Below are 16,073 nucleotides of genomic sequence, written 5' to 3'. Positions count from 1 at the left end.
CCCTACACCCTACACCCCAACCAACAACCAAAGAATCCCTACCCAACAACCAACAACAATTTATGCCAACCAAAGATATATTTCACAATGCCGTCAAAAATGCCTTAATTAAAGATGGCTGGACAATTACCGACGATCCGCTATATTTAGACTATGGCGGCATTGATATGTATGTTGATTTAGGCGCAGAAAAAATTATCGCGGCTGAAAAATTATCCGAAAAAGGCACCGAAAAAATCGCCGTTGAGATTAAAAGCTTTGTTCACCCTTCAATGACTTATGAATTTCATACCGCATTAGGACACTATCTAAATTACCGTTTAGCCTTAGACGATATTCAGCCGGAACGAAAATTATATTTAGCCATAAGCGAGGAAACTTATGAAACATTTTTTATCCTGCCATTTACGCAAAATTTTGTGAATAAAAATCAGATATATTTATTAATATATGATAGCAACCAAGAGGTGATTAAGCAATGGAAAAATTGCCAAAATACCGAGAATTAGTGGAACGCTTAATTAAAGAATATGGTCAATATAAACCCAGATACGGGGATATTGAAGTTCAGACTATCTGCGTTCGCGAAGCGTCCCGGAGGGAATCGCGAACAAGATCATTACCAACTGCTAAATGTGGGATGGCATGGCAACCGCAGAGTCCGGGGATGCGTGCTGCAAATAGATATTAAAAATGAGAAAATTTGGATTCAACATGATGGCACAGAAATTGGGGTAGCCAATGAGTTAGTAGAATGGGGCGTTCCCAAGGAAGATATTATCTTGGCTTATCATGCCCCTTACAAGCGACCATATACCGGATTTGGGGTGGAATAAAGATATAATCAGAAACCGGGTTTCTTTAGCAAATCTCTGATTGAATGCAAAAATTATCCCTTGAGTCCCGGTTGCTTGGTTCATGCCTTGTTCCTACAAGTATAATGTAGGGACAAGGCATTGCCCTGTCCTACTAAGTAGAAGGGCAGAAATAAATGCACTAGATACCATATCAGAAGAAAAACTGTCATTCCCGCGAAGGCGGGAATCCACAGCCTATCGGCGGAGAACGAAAAGTGCAATTAATTATCTTCACCTACTATCTGAGGTACTATAATTTTATTGAAGGACTTAATATCATGTCACCTAATTTCCAAAATTACCTGGATATTCAAACGTTACTGAAACAAAAACGAAGAGAAATCATGGAGATAGCCGCCAAGCATGGTGCTAAAAATGTGAGGATTTTTGGTTCAGTGGCACGGGGAGAAGCAACCGCAGAAAGTGATATAGATTTTTTGGTTGATTATGATTTAGAAAAAATTACCCCTTGGTTTCCTGTTGGCTTAAAATTAGAATGGGAAACTTTGTTAGGAAAGCAGGTAGATGTGGCAACGATCGCCATGTTAAAACCTCGGTTGCGCGATCGCATTTTACAAGAGGCCGTAAATTTATGAGGCGAACCGATGAACGGTTACTATTGACGCGATCGCGGCAATTGACCGTTATGCTATGCGAGGGCAGGGAGTTTTTGAAGAAGATGAGTTAATTCAAGTCTGGATTGCCCATCATTTGCTTTCTTATTGGTGAAGCAGTTAATGCTTTACCTATGCTAGGAAGACTGGGAAGTGCGATCGCTCTTTTGGGGACATCGCTTGATTAATTAACAACCGGAGATGAGCAACCGGGTTTAGGCATCCAAATCTCATGTTCCAATGCCAAAATTGTCGCAGAAACCCGGTTTATTCTCCCTATTCCCTGCCCAGAGAAAATTACAAAATAGTCACAAATCAACCCAATCCTCAATATTTCAGCCATCATAAAATAAAAAACCGTTGGGCAACCACCATGAAACTGCACCATCAGCTATTGGCCACCACGATCGCCACCGCAATATTACTCATCTCCCCTGGGATGGCACTCATCCCCAAACAGCCCATCGTCCAAGCCCAAACCACCGAAGAAATCAACGCAGCAGCAGAAAGACTATTTAAAGAAGTAGAGCAACTATTTCAGCAACAAACAACAGAATCCTATCAACAAGCCATCCAAAAACTTGAGCAAGCCTTGCAACTCTATCAGCAAAGTGGCAACCAAGAAAAACAAGCACTAACGTTATTAGCGATCGGCGTTATCCATAACCTACTAGGAGAAAAGCAAACCGCCCTGGACTACTTCAACCAAGCCTTGCCCAAATATAGACAAGTGGGGAATATCTCAATGGAAGCCACCACCCTGAATCATATTGGCCAAGTTTACTCCGACTTAGGAGACAAGCAAAGGTCTCTGGACTACTACAACCAAGCCTTGCCGTTACTGCGACAAGTGGGAGATATCTTAGTCGAAGCCACCACCCTAAATAATATTGGCCGAGTTTACTTTGACTTAGGAGACAAGCAAACCGCCCTGGACTACTTGAACCAAGCTTTGCCCTTACGACGACAAGTGGGGGATATCTCTGGTGAAGCCACCACCCTAACAGGTATTGGCGGAGTTTACTTCTCTTTAGGAGACAAGCAAAGGTCTCTGGACTACTACAACCAAGCCTTGCCCTTACTGCGACAAGTAGGGAACATCTCCGGAGAAGCCGCCACCCTGAATAATATTGGCCTAGTTTACTTCTCTTTAGGAGAGAAGCAAACCGCCCTGGACTACTATAACCAAGCCTTGCCCCTATTACGACAATTAGGGGATATCTCTGGTGAAGCCACCACCCTGAATAATATTGGCCGAGTTTACTCCTACTTAGGAGACAAGCAAACCGCCCTGAACCACTTCAACCAAGCCTTGCCCCTATCACGACAAGTGGGGGATATCTCAGGAGAAGCCATGACCCTGACAGGTATTGGCAAAGTTTACTCCGACTTAGGAGACAAGCAAACTGCCCTGGACTACTACAACCAAGCCTTGCCCCTATCACGACAAGTCGGGAATATCTCAATAGAAGCCATGACCCTGACAGGTATTGGCCAAGTTTACTCCTACTTAGGAGACAAGCAAACGGCCCTGGACTACTACAACCAAGCTTTGCCCTTATCACGACAATTGGGGGATATCTTAGGAGAAGCCGCCACCCTGAATAATATTGGCCGAGTTTACGACGACTTAGGAGACAAGCAAACCGCCCTAGACCACTTCAACCAAGCCTTGCCCTTACTGCGACAAGTAGGGAACATCTCCGGAGAAGCCGCCACCCTGAATAATATTGGCTTACTTTACTTGTCTTTAGGAGAGAAGCAAACCGCCCTGGACTACTTGAACCAAGCCTTGCCCATATTTCGACAAATGGGAGATATCTCAGGAGAAGCCACCACTCTGAATAATATTGGCCGAGCTTACGACGACTTAGGAGAAAAGCAAACCGCCCTAGACCACTACAACCAAGCCTTGCCCATATTTAGACAAGTGGGGGATATCTCAGGAGAAGCCAATATCCTGGGTAATTTAGCTTTGTTAAAACGTAGTCAGGGCAAGCTGACGGAAGCGAAAGCCGATATTGAAGCGGCTATCAAGATTATTGAAGACTTACGCCGTAAAATCGCTAGTGAAAAACTCCGGCAATCTTATTTTGCGGGAAAGCAAGATGTTTATGAGTTCTACATTGACCTGCTGATGGAATTGCACCAGCAAAATCCCGATTCAGGATATGATGCCGAAGCCTTCCATATTAGTGAACGTTCCCGTGCCCGAACTTTACTCGAACTTCTCACCGAAGCGACCGTGGATATCCGGGCCGGAGTTCACCCCAACTTACTAGCCGAAGAACAACACCTGAATCAACAACTCAGCGCCCAAGAAAAACAGCGTCAAAACTTGGTAAGTCGTAACTATACGAAATCAGATTTAGACCAAATTAAAGCAGAAATTGATCAAACCCTCGCCCAACTCTCTGACCTAGAAACCAAAATCCGGCAAAATAGCCCCACTTACGCCAACTTAAAATATCCCGACCCTCTGACCCTAGCAGAAATTCAACCGATTCTTGATAAAAATACCCTGCTGCTGGAATATGCTCTGGGAAAAGATAACAGTTATCTGTTTCTGGTCGGAAAAAATAGTTTCAGCAGTTATAAATTACCGCCCCGCGCAGAAATTGAGGCTGCGGTTGAGGAATATCTGCAACTGTTAAAATCACCCCTCCAAACTGATATCACTTCTGGGCAAAAACTCAGCAATATTCTGCTTTCTCCTATTGCCGATAAACTGCATAACCAACGCCTGATTATTGTCGCTAACGGTAAACTACAACTATTACCTTTTGCTGCCCTCCCCATCTCCTCCCCCTCCTCCCACACTTCCCCCTCTCCCCTACTGGTGAATCACGAAATCATTACCCTACCCTCTTTCACCAGTCTGGCAGTGCAAAAACAAGAATGGCAAAAACGTCCCTCTGCTCCCAAAACTTTGGCCGTCCTTGCTGACCCAGTTTTTGGCCCAAGTGACCCCCGACTTGAAGGCATTGTCGCCTCGACAAATCAAGACCTTTCAAAAATTCCTGGTTTACGACAAGGTTGTACTAATTTAGATCGTTTATATTATACCGAAGAAGAAGCGAATAATATCCTTGCCCAAGTTCCCGATAATCAAGAATTTAGTGCCCTGGGATTTGCTGCCACTCGTCAAGCCGCGATCGCTCCCAATTTACAACAATATCAAATGGTGCATTTTGCCACTCATGGCTGTATTAACGATAATCCTTTATTGTCAGGTTTAGCGTTTTCTAGTTATGATGAACAAGGCAACAGCCAAGACAGTTTTCTCCGATTAAAGGATATTTTTAACTTGCAATTAAACGCGGAGTTAGTGGTTTTAAGTGCTTGCGAAACAGGTCTGGGCGATAATGTCAGCGGTGAAGGAATTGTCGGTTTAACTCGTGGTTTTATGTATGCCGGTGCTCGTCGGGTTTTGGTTAGCCTTTGGTCAGTTAATGATACGGGAACAGCTAAATTAATGGACAATTACTATCAAAAAATGCTGCAAGAAAACCTGAGTCCGGTTGCCGCTTTGCGGGCTGCCCAATTAGAAATGTGGCAAGGAAAAAATTGGCAGTCGCCTTATTATTGGGCTGCCTTTACAATTCAGGGCGATTGGTAAGGATGAGAAACCGGGTTTCTTTAATAAATCTCGGATTTCGAGCCAAAATTGTCGGATAAACCCGGTTTCTTTGTTTTTTGATAAAATTACAGAGGGATAAAAAAAATGGTTAAACTATCTCGTCGTTATTTCTTGCAAGCAACCGGCGCCGCATTCACCGCATGGGCAATTAATCAAAAATTAGCAAAGTATCAACAAACTTTAGCCCAAACTACCTCTAGAAAATTGGCATTATTAGTGGGAATTAATCAATATGTCGATCGCAGTAAGAACCTGGGAGGTTGTGTGAATGATGCGATTTTGCAACGGCAATTATTAATCCATCGCTTTGGATTTAATCCGCAAGATATTGTGATGGTATTGAATGAAAATGCTACCAGACAAGGGATTTTAGATGCTTTTGAAGAACATTTAATTAAACAGGCAAAACCCGGAGATGTGGTGGTGTATCACTATTCCGGTCATGGGTCTTTGGTGCGCGACCCTAATCCGATTTTTATCGATCGCCGATTCAATGTGGGTGTGAATGGCACCTTTGTGCCCACCGATGCCAATTTGCCCGTGGACTATCCCGAACAAGGGGGCACCGTTGCTGATATTATGGGACATACTTTATTCTTGTTAATGTCGGCGATTCAAACAGAATATTTTACCGCTGTTTTAGATAGTTGCTTTTCCGGTGCTGCCACTCGAAAAATTACGGTGCGATCGCGGGATGGTGGCGAAAAAGTCGAAATATCTCCCCAAGAAAAAGCCTATCAAGAACAATGGTTAAGCCGCTTAGGATGGTCGCCAGATGAATTTGCTGATCGCTACAAACAAGGCATTGCCAATGGCGTGGTGTTAGCCGCCACCCAACGCGATCGATTAGCCATTGATGAGCAGCTTAATGGAATTGTTTCTGGTGCGTTTACCTATCGATTGACTCAGTATTTATGGCAAAATAATAGTACCCCCAAAGAGGCGATCGCTGTTGTAGGGTCTCAAATGCCCCGTGATTATAATCAGCAACCTCTCTGGGAAGCAAAAGCCGATAGCGGTTTTGAAGCAAAGCCGTTATTTTTTATAGAAAATCCGGCAAATGTTGCCAATGCGATCGTATTGGAACAAAAAGGCAATATGGTTACAATATTGTTAACGGGAGTTTATCCCAACTCAATGGAAACGGGCATAGAATTTGTCACCCTAGAAACTGGGCAAATTCTGCGCTTAATCAGTCGGGAGGGCTTAGTCGGTGTAGCCGAAATTTCGGGAGAAGTGCAAGCCGGAGATTTGTTAAAAATTCGTTAAATTTATCGAAATTAATTCCGCCAGTTCACAATTCCGACATTCCGACAGTCTCACAATTCCGACAGTCCCAAAATTCCGCCCGCTCAAAATTCCGACAGGGATTAAAATCCCTGTCTCATAGCGCAAGTCGGTTAAAACCGACTGAAATCCTGACCAGATATTGCAGGAGACAATCTGTTAAAATTGATTAAAATTATAGCCATAATCAAAAAAATTAGATAATTCCAAGCGTTTAAAATAGGACTGGAATATAATTCTTTTCTTGTGGTCAGCCTTTTAGATTAGCCCATTTAAATAAACAAAAAGTCTTATTAAATATAACCTTCAGTCGGTTTTAACCGACTTTAGCTATGAGCCAGGGATTTTAATCCCTGGCGGACTGGCGGACTGGCGGACTGGCGGACTGGCGGGTTATGACGCTTATGGCAATAGACAAGCCGTTAAATTCCGCCCGCCCACATATTTCGCCCACATATTTCGCCCACATATTTCGCCCACATATTTCGCCCACAATTCCGACAGGGATTAAAATCCCTGTCTCATAGCGCAAGTCGGTTAAAACCGACTGAAATCCTGACCAGATATTGCAGGAGACAATCTGTTAAAATTGATTAAAATTATAGCCATAATCAAAAAAATTAGATAATTCCAAGCGTTTAAAATAGGACTGGAATATAATTCTTTTCTTGTGGTCAGCCTTTTAGATTAGCCCATTTAAATAAACTAAAAGTCTTGTGAAATATAACCTTCAGTCGGTTTTAACCGACTTTAGCTATGAGCCAGGGATTCTAATCCCTGGCGGACTGGCGGACTGGCGGGCTGACGGACTGGCGGACTGGCGGACTGACGGACTCGCGGGTCTGCGGGTTATGGCGGGCTCTGGCCGGTTGGATTGGTAATCTAACTCTTTGTGCTCTCTGTGTCTTTGTGGTAAAATATCAGATAAAAGCTTTCGGAATTCAAGCTTTATCCTTGTTAAAACTTCGTTAAATTTAGGAGAAGCATAAGTCAATGAATTTAAGCACTAAAATTTTCACTGGATTAATCTTTACCGGAATCTTATTCACTGTTCCGGGAGTAAATTTGATCGTTACCCCGGCAGCCGTTGCCCAAGGGCAAAATGCCGAAGAATTAAGCGCTGAAGCAGAAAGACTTTTTCAGGAAGGAATACAACTATCTGAACAAGGAACTGCCGAATCATTGCAACAGGCGATGGAGAAGTGGAAACAAGCACTCCAGCTATTTAGAAGCGCTGCGGATCGACGTGGAGAAGCGAAAACTCTAGGAAATATTGGCATTCTTTATTCCAGCTTGGGAGAACAGGAAGCAGCCATTACTTATTTAAATCAAGCCCTGGAACTATCTGAAGCAGAAAACAATATTCCCAATCAAATTACTTCCCTAGTCAGACTTGGGTTAGCCCACCACCAACTTAAGCAATTCTCGCAATCAATCTCCTATTACGATCGCGCATTAACTCTGTTGCGAAATACGGGAGAAAAAGCCAAAGAAGCTCATGTTTTAGCACAAATCGCCTCAGCCTACCACTCTCTAAGAAATTTCCCGCAAGCGATCGCCTATAATAATCAGGCTCTTAGCTTATATGAAGCAGAACAAGACTTGGCTAATGCCGCCAATATCCTTAAAGTTTTGGGTTTAATTTACCAATCATTAGGCAACAATGAGCAGGCGATAGACCAATACAAAAAAGCCTTAGAATATTGGCAAAAAATTAACTCCCAAAGTGATGTCGCCACCACCCTAAGATTTATGGGTGATGTCACGGGTAATTTGGGGAATTATCAGCAAGCAATTGACTACTACAATCAAGCCCTTGCTATTTGGCAAGAAATGGGAAAAAAACCTGAATCCGCTCAGGTGGCGCAAGTCCTTGGTCAAATTTACGAAAAATTAGGCGATATTGAGCGCAGTTTGTCCTACCAAAACCAAGCGCTTTCTCTGTGGAAAGAACTCAAAGATTTAGCCGGTCAAGCACAGATGCTTTCAGAAATTGGCCTAACATATTACGCTAAATTAGACGATTCAATCCAAGCTTTATCTTACTACGAACAGGCCGTTACCCTTTGGCAGCAATTGAATCAGCCAGTGGAAGAAGCTAAAATACTCAATCTTATGGGTAGTATTTATTCTGAATCGGAAAATTACCAACAAGCCCAGCAATATCTCACTCGGTCGCTGCAACTTTTACAAGGGCAAAAACTTCCTCGTTATGAAGCAGATACTCTGCTAAAAATGGCGAAGGTATATAGCTTGTTAGGCGATAATAATCAAGCGTTGGCATCCGTTAACAGAGGAATGGCGATCGCGGAAAGCTTGCCGGAAACAGAATTCGGATTTAAAGCAATTTCTTTTTCCCGTGCTGGCAATATCTACTACTTATTGAACAATTACGAAGCCGCATTAAAATACCATAATCAAGCCCTGCAAATATGGCAGACAACTAAAGATTATAGCAATGAAGCATTTGAGTGGGCGATTCTTGCAGAAATTGAACGAGATAGAGGGAATTTAAATCAATCTCTAGATAACATTGAAAATGCCATTGAAATTGTCGAAAACCTCCGCCGCAATATTATTAATCCAGACCTACGGCAATCCTACTTTTCCACAGTTCAAGATTATTATGAACTGAAAATAGACCTGCTAATGCAGCTACACCAACAACAGCCCAATCAAGGTTATGATGCCCTAGCTTTACAAACTAGCGAAAATTCCCGTGCCCGTGTCCTGACGGAACTCCTTACCGAAGCAAACCTGAATATCCGTGAAGGGGTTGACCCCAATTTGTTGGCAGAAGAAAAACGCCTAAATCAACAATTAAGTGCCAAAGAAAAACAACGGCAAGATTTAGTTAGTGCTAGTTATAATCAATCTGATTTAGACAAAATTAAAGCCGAAATTGACGGTATTCTCAAGCAACTCTCTGAACTGGAAACTAAAATCCGGCAAAATAGCCCCACTTACGCTAACTTAAAATATCCTCAAGCCCTTTCCTTAGCGGAAATTCAAGAGTTACTCGATGAAGATACTCTGTTATTAGAATATGCCCTCGGAAAAGAACGCAGTTATCTATTTCTGGTGGGTAAAAATAGTTTCCAGGTTCACCAAATCCCAGCGGATGCTCAAATTGATTCGGCAATTGAGGCATATTTAGAATTGCTTAAATCACCAAGCCAAACTGACCTGAATGCAGGGAAAAAATTAAGCGATATGTTGTTGTCTCCCATTGCTGACCAACTAGATAAGCAACGGTTAATTATCGTTGGTAATGGTAAATTACAACTGCTACCTTTTGCGGCTTTACCAATTTATAATAGCGGAGGGGCAACCACGGGTGAATTGCCCCTACTAATCAATCACGAAATTATTAGCCTGCCATCTTTTACCAGTATCGCGGTGCAACGAGAGGAATGGCAAAAACGTCCCCCTGCCCCGAAAACTTTGGCAGTTTTGGCTGACCCGGTTTTTGATGCTAATGACTCTCGCATTGACCCTAGCATTAAAGGTAAAATTGCGTCCAATAATCAACAACTAGCTGACATTATTCCAGTGGATAATAGAGGTTGCAGTAGTATCAGACGTTTACTTTATAGCGGTGAAGAAGCAAATAATATTTTAGCCCAAGTTACGGATGGTAAAACGTTTAGTGCTTTGGGATTTGATGCCACCCGCGCACAAGCGATTAGCCCGAATTTACAAGACTATAATATCGTGCATTTAGCGACTCATGGCTGTATTGAAGATAATCTTTTACTCTCTAGTTTGGCTTTTTCGCGTTATGACGAATCCGGGAATAGTCAAGATAGTTTTTTGCGCTTGCAAGATATTTTTAACCTGCGATTAAATGCGGAATTAGTGGTATTAAGTGCTTGTGAAACTGGCACCGGAGATAATGTAACCGGGGAAGGAATTGTCGGTTTAACTCGTGGGTTTATGTATGCCGGAGCCCGTCGAGTGGTGGTGAGTTTGTGGGCGGTTAATGATGCCGCGACTGCTAATTTAATGGATAATTTTTATCAAAAAATGCTCCAAGAAAACCTGAGTCCAGCGGCAGCTTTGCGGGCTGCCCAATTAGAGATGTGGCAAGAGGGAAATTGGCGATCGCCTTATTATTGGGCTGCCTTTACTATTCAGGGGGATTGGTAAGTTTGTCGTGCATAAAATAGCTGATCGACGTTCGAGCGATCGCCGTCCCAGGAGACATACCAAAACTGGGGTGATGGTTGGCGACTAAAATGCCTGGGATGCTCGCCGGTAAATTCTGACGAATTTGGCTAATTTATCTCCAGCTTAACATATTTATGAGTATATACTCGCATAAGTGTAAATATTTGTAAAGATTTATGGCACTTTTTTTATCAGATTGGGGCAAATTTGGGCAAAACCACTCATAAAGTCAAGATTTTCTGGTAAAAAAATATATATGGCAATAAATCTTAAACCCAGATAAATCAAAGGAGTCAAACTGAATGTTCACTCAAGTGAAGCCCACCGTTCGTCATATAGTCCCAGACGATCTCAGGGGTCGATCGCTGGTTAAGGTGGTCTATGTGGTGCTAGAAGCCCAGTATCAAAGCACCCTGTCAGAGGCGGTGCAGACGATTAACAAAGGAAACCCGAACATCGCCATTGAAATCAGCGGTTATTTAATTGAAGAACTTCGCAACCCGGAAAATGTTGAAGCTTTGAAACGGGATGTGGCTGAGGCCAATATTTTCATCGCGTCTCTGATTTTCATTGAAGACCTGGCTGAAAAGGTCGTAGCGGCAGTAGAGCCGTACCGCGACTCCTTAGATGTCGCTGTGGTATTTCCTTCGATGCCGCAAGTGATGCGCCTCAACAAGATGGGCAGCTTCTCCATGTCCCAATTGGGGCAATCCAAGAGCGCGATCGCGGAATTCATGCGGAAGCGGAAGGAAAAATCCGGTTCTTCATTCCAAGACGGGATGCTGAAACTGCTGCAAACCCTGCCGAAAGTCTTAAAATATCTGCCCGTAGACAAAGCCCAAGATGCCCGGAACTTCATGCTTTCCTTCCAATATTGGCTGGGGGGTTCTTCCGAGAACTTGCAAAACTTCCTGCTCATGTTGGCGGCTAAGTATGTGTTTAAAGGGTCTCTGGGAACTGGCAACAATGTGCAGTTTGCTGACCCGGTGGTCTATCCCGATATGGGTATCTGGCACCCTCTGGCGCCAAAAATGTTTGAAGATGTCAAGGAATACCTCAACTGGTACAACAGCCGCACGGATATTTCTGATGACCTGAAAGACCCCCTCGCTCCTTGCATTGGTTTGGTGATGCAGCGCACCCACCTGGTGACGGGGGATGATGCTCATTATGTGGCAATGGTGCAGGAAATTGAGGCGATGGGCGCCCGTCCTATTTCCGTATTTTCCGGCGGTTTAGACTTTTCCAAGCCCGTGGATACCTATTTCTGGGATGTGGGCGCTAAAGGCGTAGAACCCTTGCCTTTAGTGGATACGGTGGTTTCTCTGACAGGGTTTGCCCTGGTGGGTGGCCCTGCCCGTCAAGACCATCCCAAGGCGATCGAATCCCTGAAACGGTTGAACCGTCCTTATATGGTGGCGTTGCCCCTGGTGTTCCAAACCACCGAAGAATGGGAAGAGAGCGAGTTAGGTCTGCACCCGATTCAAGTAGCATTACAAATCGCCATTCCCGAATTGGATGGGGCGATCGAACCGATTATTATGTCCGGTCGGGACGGGGCTACCGGGAAGGCGATCGCATTACAAGACCGGGTAGAAGCCGTCGCCCAACGAGCAATCAAATGGGCAACTTTGCGCCGTAAGCCCAAACTGGACAAAAAAGTTGCCATCACCGTCTTCAGCTTCCCCCCGGACAAAGGCAACGTGGGAACTGCTGCCTATCTCAACGTTTTTGGCAGCATCTATGAAGTAGTCAAAGCCCTGAAAAACAACGGCTACGACATCCCAGAATTGCCCGAATCCGCTGAAGCGCTGATGCAAGAGGTGATTCACGATGCCCAAGCCCAATATGCCTCCCCGGAATTAAACGTTGCCTATCGTATGTCCGTAGAAGAGTATGAAAAACTCACTCCTTACTCGGAACGACTCCATGAAAACTGGGGCCCACCCCCAGGCAACCTGAACAGCGACGGTCAAAACCTGCTGGTCTATGGCAAAGCTTTCGGCAATCTATTTATCGGCGTACAGCCCACTTTTGGCTATGAAGGCGACCCCATGCGGTTGTTATTCTCCCGTTCTGCCAGCCCCCATCATGGTTTTGCCGCTTACTATACCTATTTAGAAAAAATCTGGGGCGCTGATGCGGTGCTGCACTTTGGCACTCACGGATCTTTGGAATTCATGCCCGGTAAGCAAATGGGGATGTCTGGGGACTGCTATCCCGATAGTTTGATTGGCAAGATTCCCAACATCTATTACTATGCGGCGAATAACCCCTCGGAAGCGACGATCGCCAAACGGCGTAGCTATGCAGAAACCATCAGCTATCTGACTCCTCCCGCTGAAAACGCCGGTCTGTACAAGGGCTTGCAAGAACTGAATGAGTTAATCGGTTCTTATCAAACTTTGAAAGATACCGGACGGGGCGTGCAAATTGTCAACACCATCATTGAACAATCTCGGATGGTGAATTTAGACAAAGATATTGCTTTCCCAGAAAAAGACGCCTCCGAGTTATCCGCTGAAGAACGGGATAATATTGTCGGTTTGGTTTACCACAAGCTGATGGAAATTGAATCGCGGCTGTTGCCTTGTGGTCTGCACGTTATTGGTAAGCCACCGAGTGCCGAAGAAGCGATCGCCACCTTGGTGAATATTGCCAGCCTCGATCGCGAAGAAGAGGAAATTCTCTCATTACCTCGGATCGTTGCTGCTTCAGTTGGTCGTGATATTAATGATGTCTACGCCAACAACGATCGCGGCATTCTCCAAGATGTCCAACTCTTGCAAGACATCACCCAAGCCACCCGCGACGCCGTTGCTGCCTTGGTCAAAGAACAGACCGACGCTGACGGACGGGTTTCGCTAGTGTCTAAGTTGAATTTCTTCAACATGGGCAAAAAAGAACCTTGGATCGAAGCCTTGCACGCTGCCGGTTTCCCCAAAGTTGACCCAGAACCGATTAAGCCCTTATTTGAATATCTGGAATTCTGCCTCAAGCAAGTGTGCGCCGACAACGAACTCGGTGCCCTATTGCGGGCCTTAGAAGGGGAATATGTGCTCCCCGGTCCTGGTGGCGACCCCATCCGCAACCCGGCAGTATTGCCCACCGGCAAGAATATGCACGCCCTCAACCCGGAAACCATCCCCACTGCTGCGGCAGTCAAGTCCGCCAAAATCGTGGTCGATCGCCTATTAGACCGGCAACGGCAAGACAACGGCGGTCAATACCCAGAAACCATTTCCTGCGTCCTCTGGGGAACGGACAATATTAAGACCTACGGCGAATCTCTCGCCCAAATCATGTGGATGGTCGGGGTGAAGCCTTTACCCGACTCCTTGGGACGGGTGAACAAACTCGAATTGATTCCTCTGGAAGAATTAGGTCGTCCTCGCATTGACGTAGTAATCAACTGTTCCGGGGTATTCCGCGACCTATTTATTAACCAGATGACCTTATTGGATAAAGCGGTGAAAATGGCCGCTGAAGCCGACGAACCCGTGGAAATGAACTTTGTCCGCAAACACGCCATGAAGCAAGCGGCAGATTTGGGGATTAACTTACGGCAAGCGGCGACTCGCGTTTTCTCTAATGCCTCTGGTTCCTATTCTTCTAACGTCAACTTGGCGGTGGAAAATAGCACCTGGGAAAATGAAGCCGAGTTACAGGATATGTATCTGAAGCGCAAGTCTTTTGCTTTCTCTTCCGATAATCCGGGCAGCTTTAGCGAAAGCCGGGATATTTTCGAGGCTTCCTTGAAAACTGCTGATGTCACTTTCCAAAACCTGGATTCTTCGGAAATCAGCTTAACGGACGTTTCTCACTATTTCGACTCTGACCCCACCAAGTTGGTGGCGAAGTTGCGCGGTGATGGCAAGACTCCAGCGGCTTATATTGCCGATACCACCACGGCAAATGCCCAGGTGCGATCGCTCAGTGAAACCGTGCGTTTGGATGCCCGCACCAAAATGCTGAACCCCAAATGGTACGAGGGGATGCTGTCCAACGGTTATGAAGGAGTCCGGGAACTGTCCAAGCGGTTGGTGAATACCATCGGCTGGTCGGCAACTGCGGGCGCCGTGGACAACTGGGTATATGAGGAAACCAACGACACCTTTATGAAAGATGCAGAAATGCAAAAACGTTTGTTAAACCTCAACCCCCATTCTTTCCGCAAAATGGTGACAAGTTTGTTGGAAGCCAACGGACGCGGTTACTGGGAAACCAGTGAAGAGAATTTAGACCGTTTGCGTCAGTTGTACCAAGAAGTTGAAGACCGCATTGAAGGGATAGAATAAGCCGTTTAGAAGGCAATTAGAAACCGGGTTTCTTGAAGAAACCCGGTTTTTTTTACCCTACAGCGGTTTTCAGATTGGTCAACCAGAAATATCTGTAGGGGCGAAGCATTCCGGCAGATATTGATGGGTTAACAACAGAGATTTAATGCTGGAATGCTTCGCCCCTACTAATATCTGTGGTCTATTCAACAGAAAACCGCTGTAAAGAGCGATCAACTCCCAACATTTCATCATAAGATAAAATGGTATTGTGGCACTTGTTAGCCAAGTGAATTAGCCAAGTCAGTTAGCCAAGTGAATTAGCCAATTCAGTTAGCCAAGTGAATTAGCAAATATGGAATTTACCAGATAATCATTAGCCTTGAGGTCAACCTAAATGCTTTTTAGCCCATAAAAATTATTGATTTTGAGCCAGTTATTGTGGCCAAAGATAAAAATAAAAATTTATTTTTAATGATTGATGTCAGATTCTTTCGGTTTGATTCAGCCACCAAATTATAAATAAAAAAAAGGGAATAATATCAGCATATTTTTTTTTTTTTGTGAATTTTTAGGGTAATAAAATATACGAAACAACATTGTTAACTGTTTTTTTTTAGTAGTGAAATTGCCTAAAAAGTTCATTTTATTATATCCATATATGGTGAATATAATGCTATTTAAATATTATTTAATTACTTTAATTCAAGCTTGGATCAAAGATTTAGCTTACCACTGGAAAATTCAAAAGCATCCATCTATTGATTTAATTAAAGAAATAGGTTTATTTGATTGTTTAGCTGATGGCTATACTGAACAATTAGAATATGACAATGTTTGCGATTTTATATCTTCAGGTAAAAAATATCGGCAAATAATTGTGATGATATTTCACCGTTTTTTTTCCCAGTAATCCCGACAACCGATCGCGTCTTCAGTTAGAGCGATTTTCGGTTGAACCGGACATTTTAAGCGGAGATCGTTGGTAAAGAATTGACAACCTGTACAAGGAATTTTGTGCATTTCTTTGGCTTGATGAATAGTAGAGGCGATCGCGTTGTAAATAGTGCCAACAGTCACCACCAAAATCAGCCAAGCCATTAAAAAACATAAGGGAATTAATACAGACTGAAACCCGCGAATTAAATAGACAATCAATTCAACCATATCCAGGAATCTCCTAAATATATCGTTAATATATAGTTAAGCTCAAAGTTTTTAATCGCCT

General features: G+C 44.0%; 11 protein-coding genes. 9 read left to right on the top strand and 2 right to left on the bottom strand.

Annotation, left to right across the window (positions count from 1 at the left end):
- The 8 genes from AM228_RS00215 to AM228_RS00185 all read left to right on the top strand — a co-directional run.
- The coding region (locus AM228_RS00215) for a XisH family protein (RefSeq protein WP_369817654.1) at positions 1-509 on the top strand (509 nt) is incomplete at its 5' end.
- A gap of 21 nt (positions 510-530) precedes the next feature.
- A complete protein-coding gene (locus tag AM228_RS00210) occupies positions 531-836 on the top strand; it encodes a XisI protein (protein WP_156331427.1) in 306 nt (101 codons plus the stop codon).
- A 299-nt stretch (positions 837-1,135) separates the two neighbouring features.
- A complete protein-coding gene (locus AM228_RS00205; RefSeq protein WP_054464074.1) occupies positions 1,136-1,453 on the top strand; it encodes a nucleotidyltransferase family protein in 318 nt (105 codons plus the stop codon).
- Positions 1,454-1,703: 250 nt separating this feature from the next.
- On the top strand, positions 1,704-5,090 hold the full coding sequence (locus tag AM228_RS00200) for a tetratricopeptide repeat protein (protein ID WP_231636506.1): 3,387 nt from the start codon (positions 1,704-1,706) through the stop codon (positions 5,088-5,090).
- Between the two features lie 105 nt (positions 5,091-5,195).
- Positions 5,196-6,380 carry a caspase family protein gene (locus tag AM228_RS00195; protein ID WP_054464073.1) on the top strand — a complete coding sequence of 395 codons (1,185 nt, stop codon included), beginning with the start codon at positions 5,196-5,198 and terminating at the stop codon, positions 6,378-6,380.
- Between the two features lie 734 nt (positions 6,381-7,114).
- Positions 7,115-7,279: a hypothetical protein gene (locus AM228_RS31495; RefSeq protein ID WP_156331426.1), complete on the top strand. Its 165-nt coding sequence runs from the start codon at positions 7,115-7,117 to the stop codon at positions 7,277-7,279.
- Positions 7,280-7,391: 112 nt separating this feature from the next.
- The gene (locus AM228_RS00190) at positions 7,392-10,547 is read left to right on the top strand and encodes a CHAT domain-containing protein (RefSeq protein WP_054464072.1); all 3,156 of its coding nucleotides are present in this window, start codon (positions 7,392-7,394) and stop codon (positions 10,545-10,547) included.
- Positions 10,548-10,870: 323 nt separating this feature from the next.
- Complete coding sequence (locus tag AM228_RS00185; protein WP_054464071.1) at positions 10,871-14,866, top strand: magnesium chelatase subunit H; 3,996 nt, start codon at positions 10,871-10,873, stop codon at positions 14,864-14,866.
- A gap of 78 nt (positions 14,867-14,944) precedes the next feature.
- Here AM228_RS00185 and AM228_RS31490 read toward each other — a convergent pair whose 3' ends face one another.
- Positions 14,945-15,100 (bottom strand): hypothetical protein, encoded by a 156-nt coding sequence (locus AM228_RS31490; protein WP_156331425.1) that lies wholly within the window; start codon positions 15,098-15,100, stop codon positions 14,945-14,947.
- 418 nt (positions 15,101-15,518) lie between these two features.
- Between AM228_RS31490 and AM228_RS00180 the strand changes: the two genes are divergently transcribed.
- Positions 15,519-15,758, top strand: a complete 240-nt coding sequence (locus tag AM228_RS00180) for a hypothetical protein (protein ID WP_054464070.1) — start codon at positions 15,519-15,521, stop codon at positions 15,756-15,758.
- Here AM228_RS00180 and AM228_RS00175 read toward each other — a convergent pair.
- Positions 15,737-16,012: a hypothetical protein gene (locus tag AM228_RS00175; protein WP_054464069.1), complete on the bottom strand. Its 276-nt coding sequence runs from the start codon at positions 16,010-16,012 to the stop codon at positions 15,737-15,739. The genes AM228_RS00180 and AM228_RS00175 overlap by 22 nt on opposite strands.
- Positions 16,013-16,073 lie beyond the last annotated feature (61 nt).

This window comes from Planktothricoides sp. SR001 (assembly GCF_001276715.1).
GTDB classification, from domain to species: Bacteria; Cyanobacteriota; Cyanobacteriia; order Cyanobacteriales; family Laspinemataceae; genus Planktothricoides; species Planktothricoides raciborskii.
This window is presented reverse-complemented; position numbering and strand designations above follow the sequence as displayed.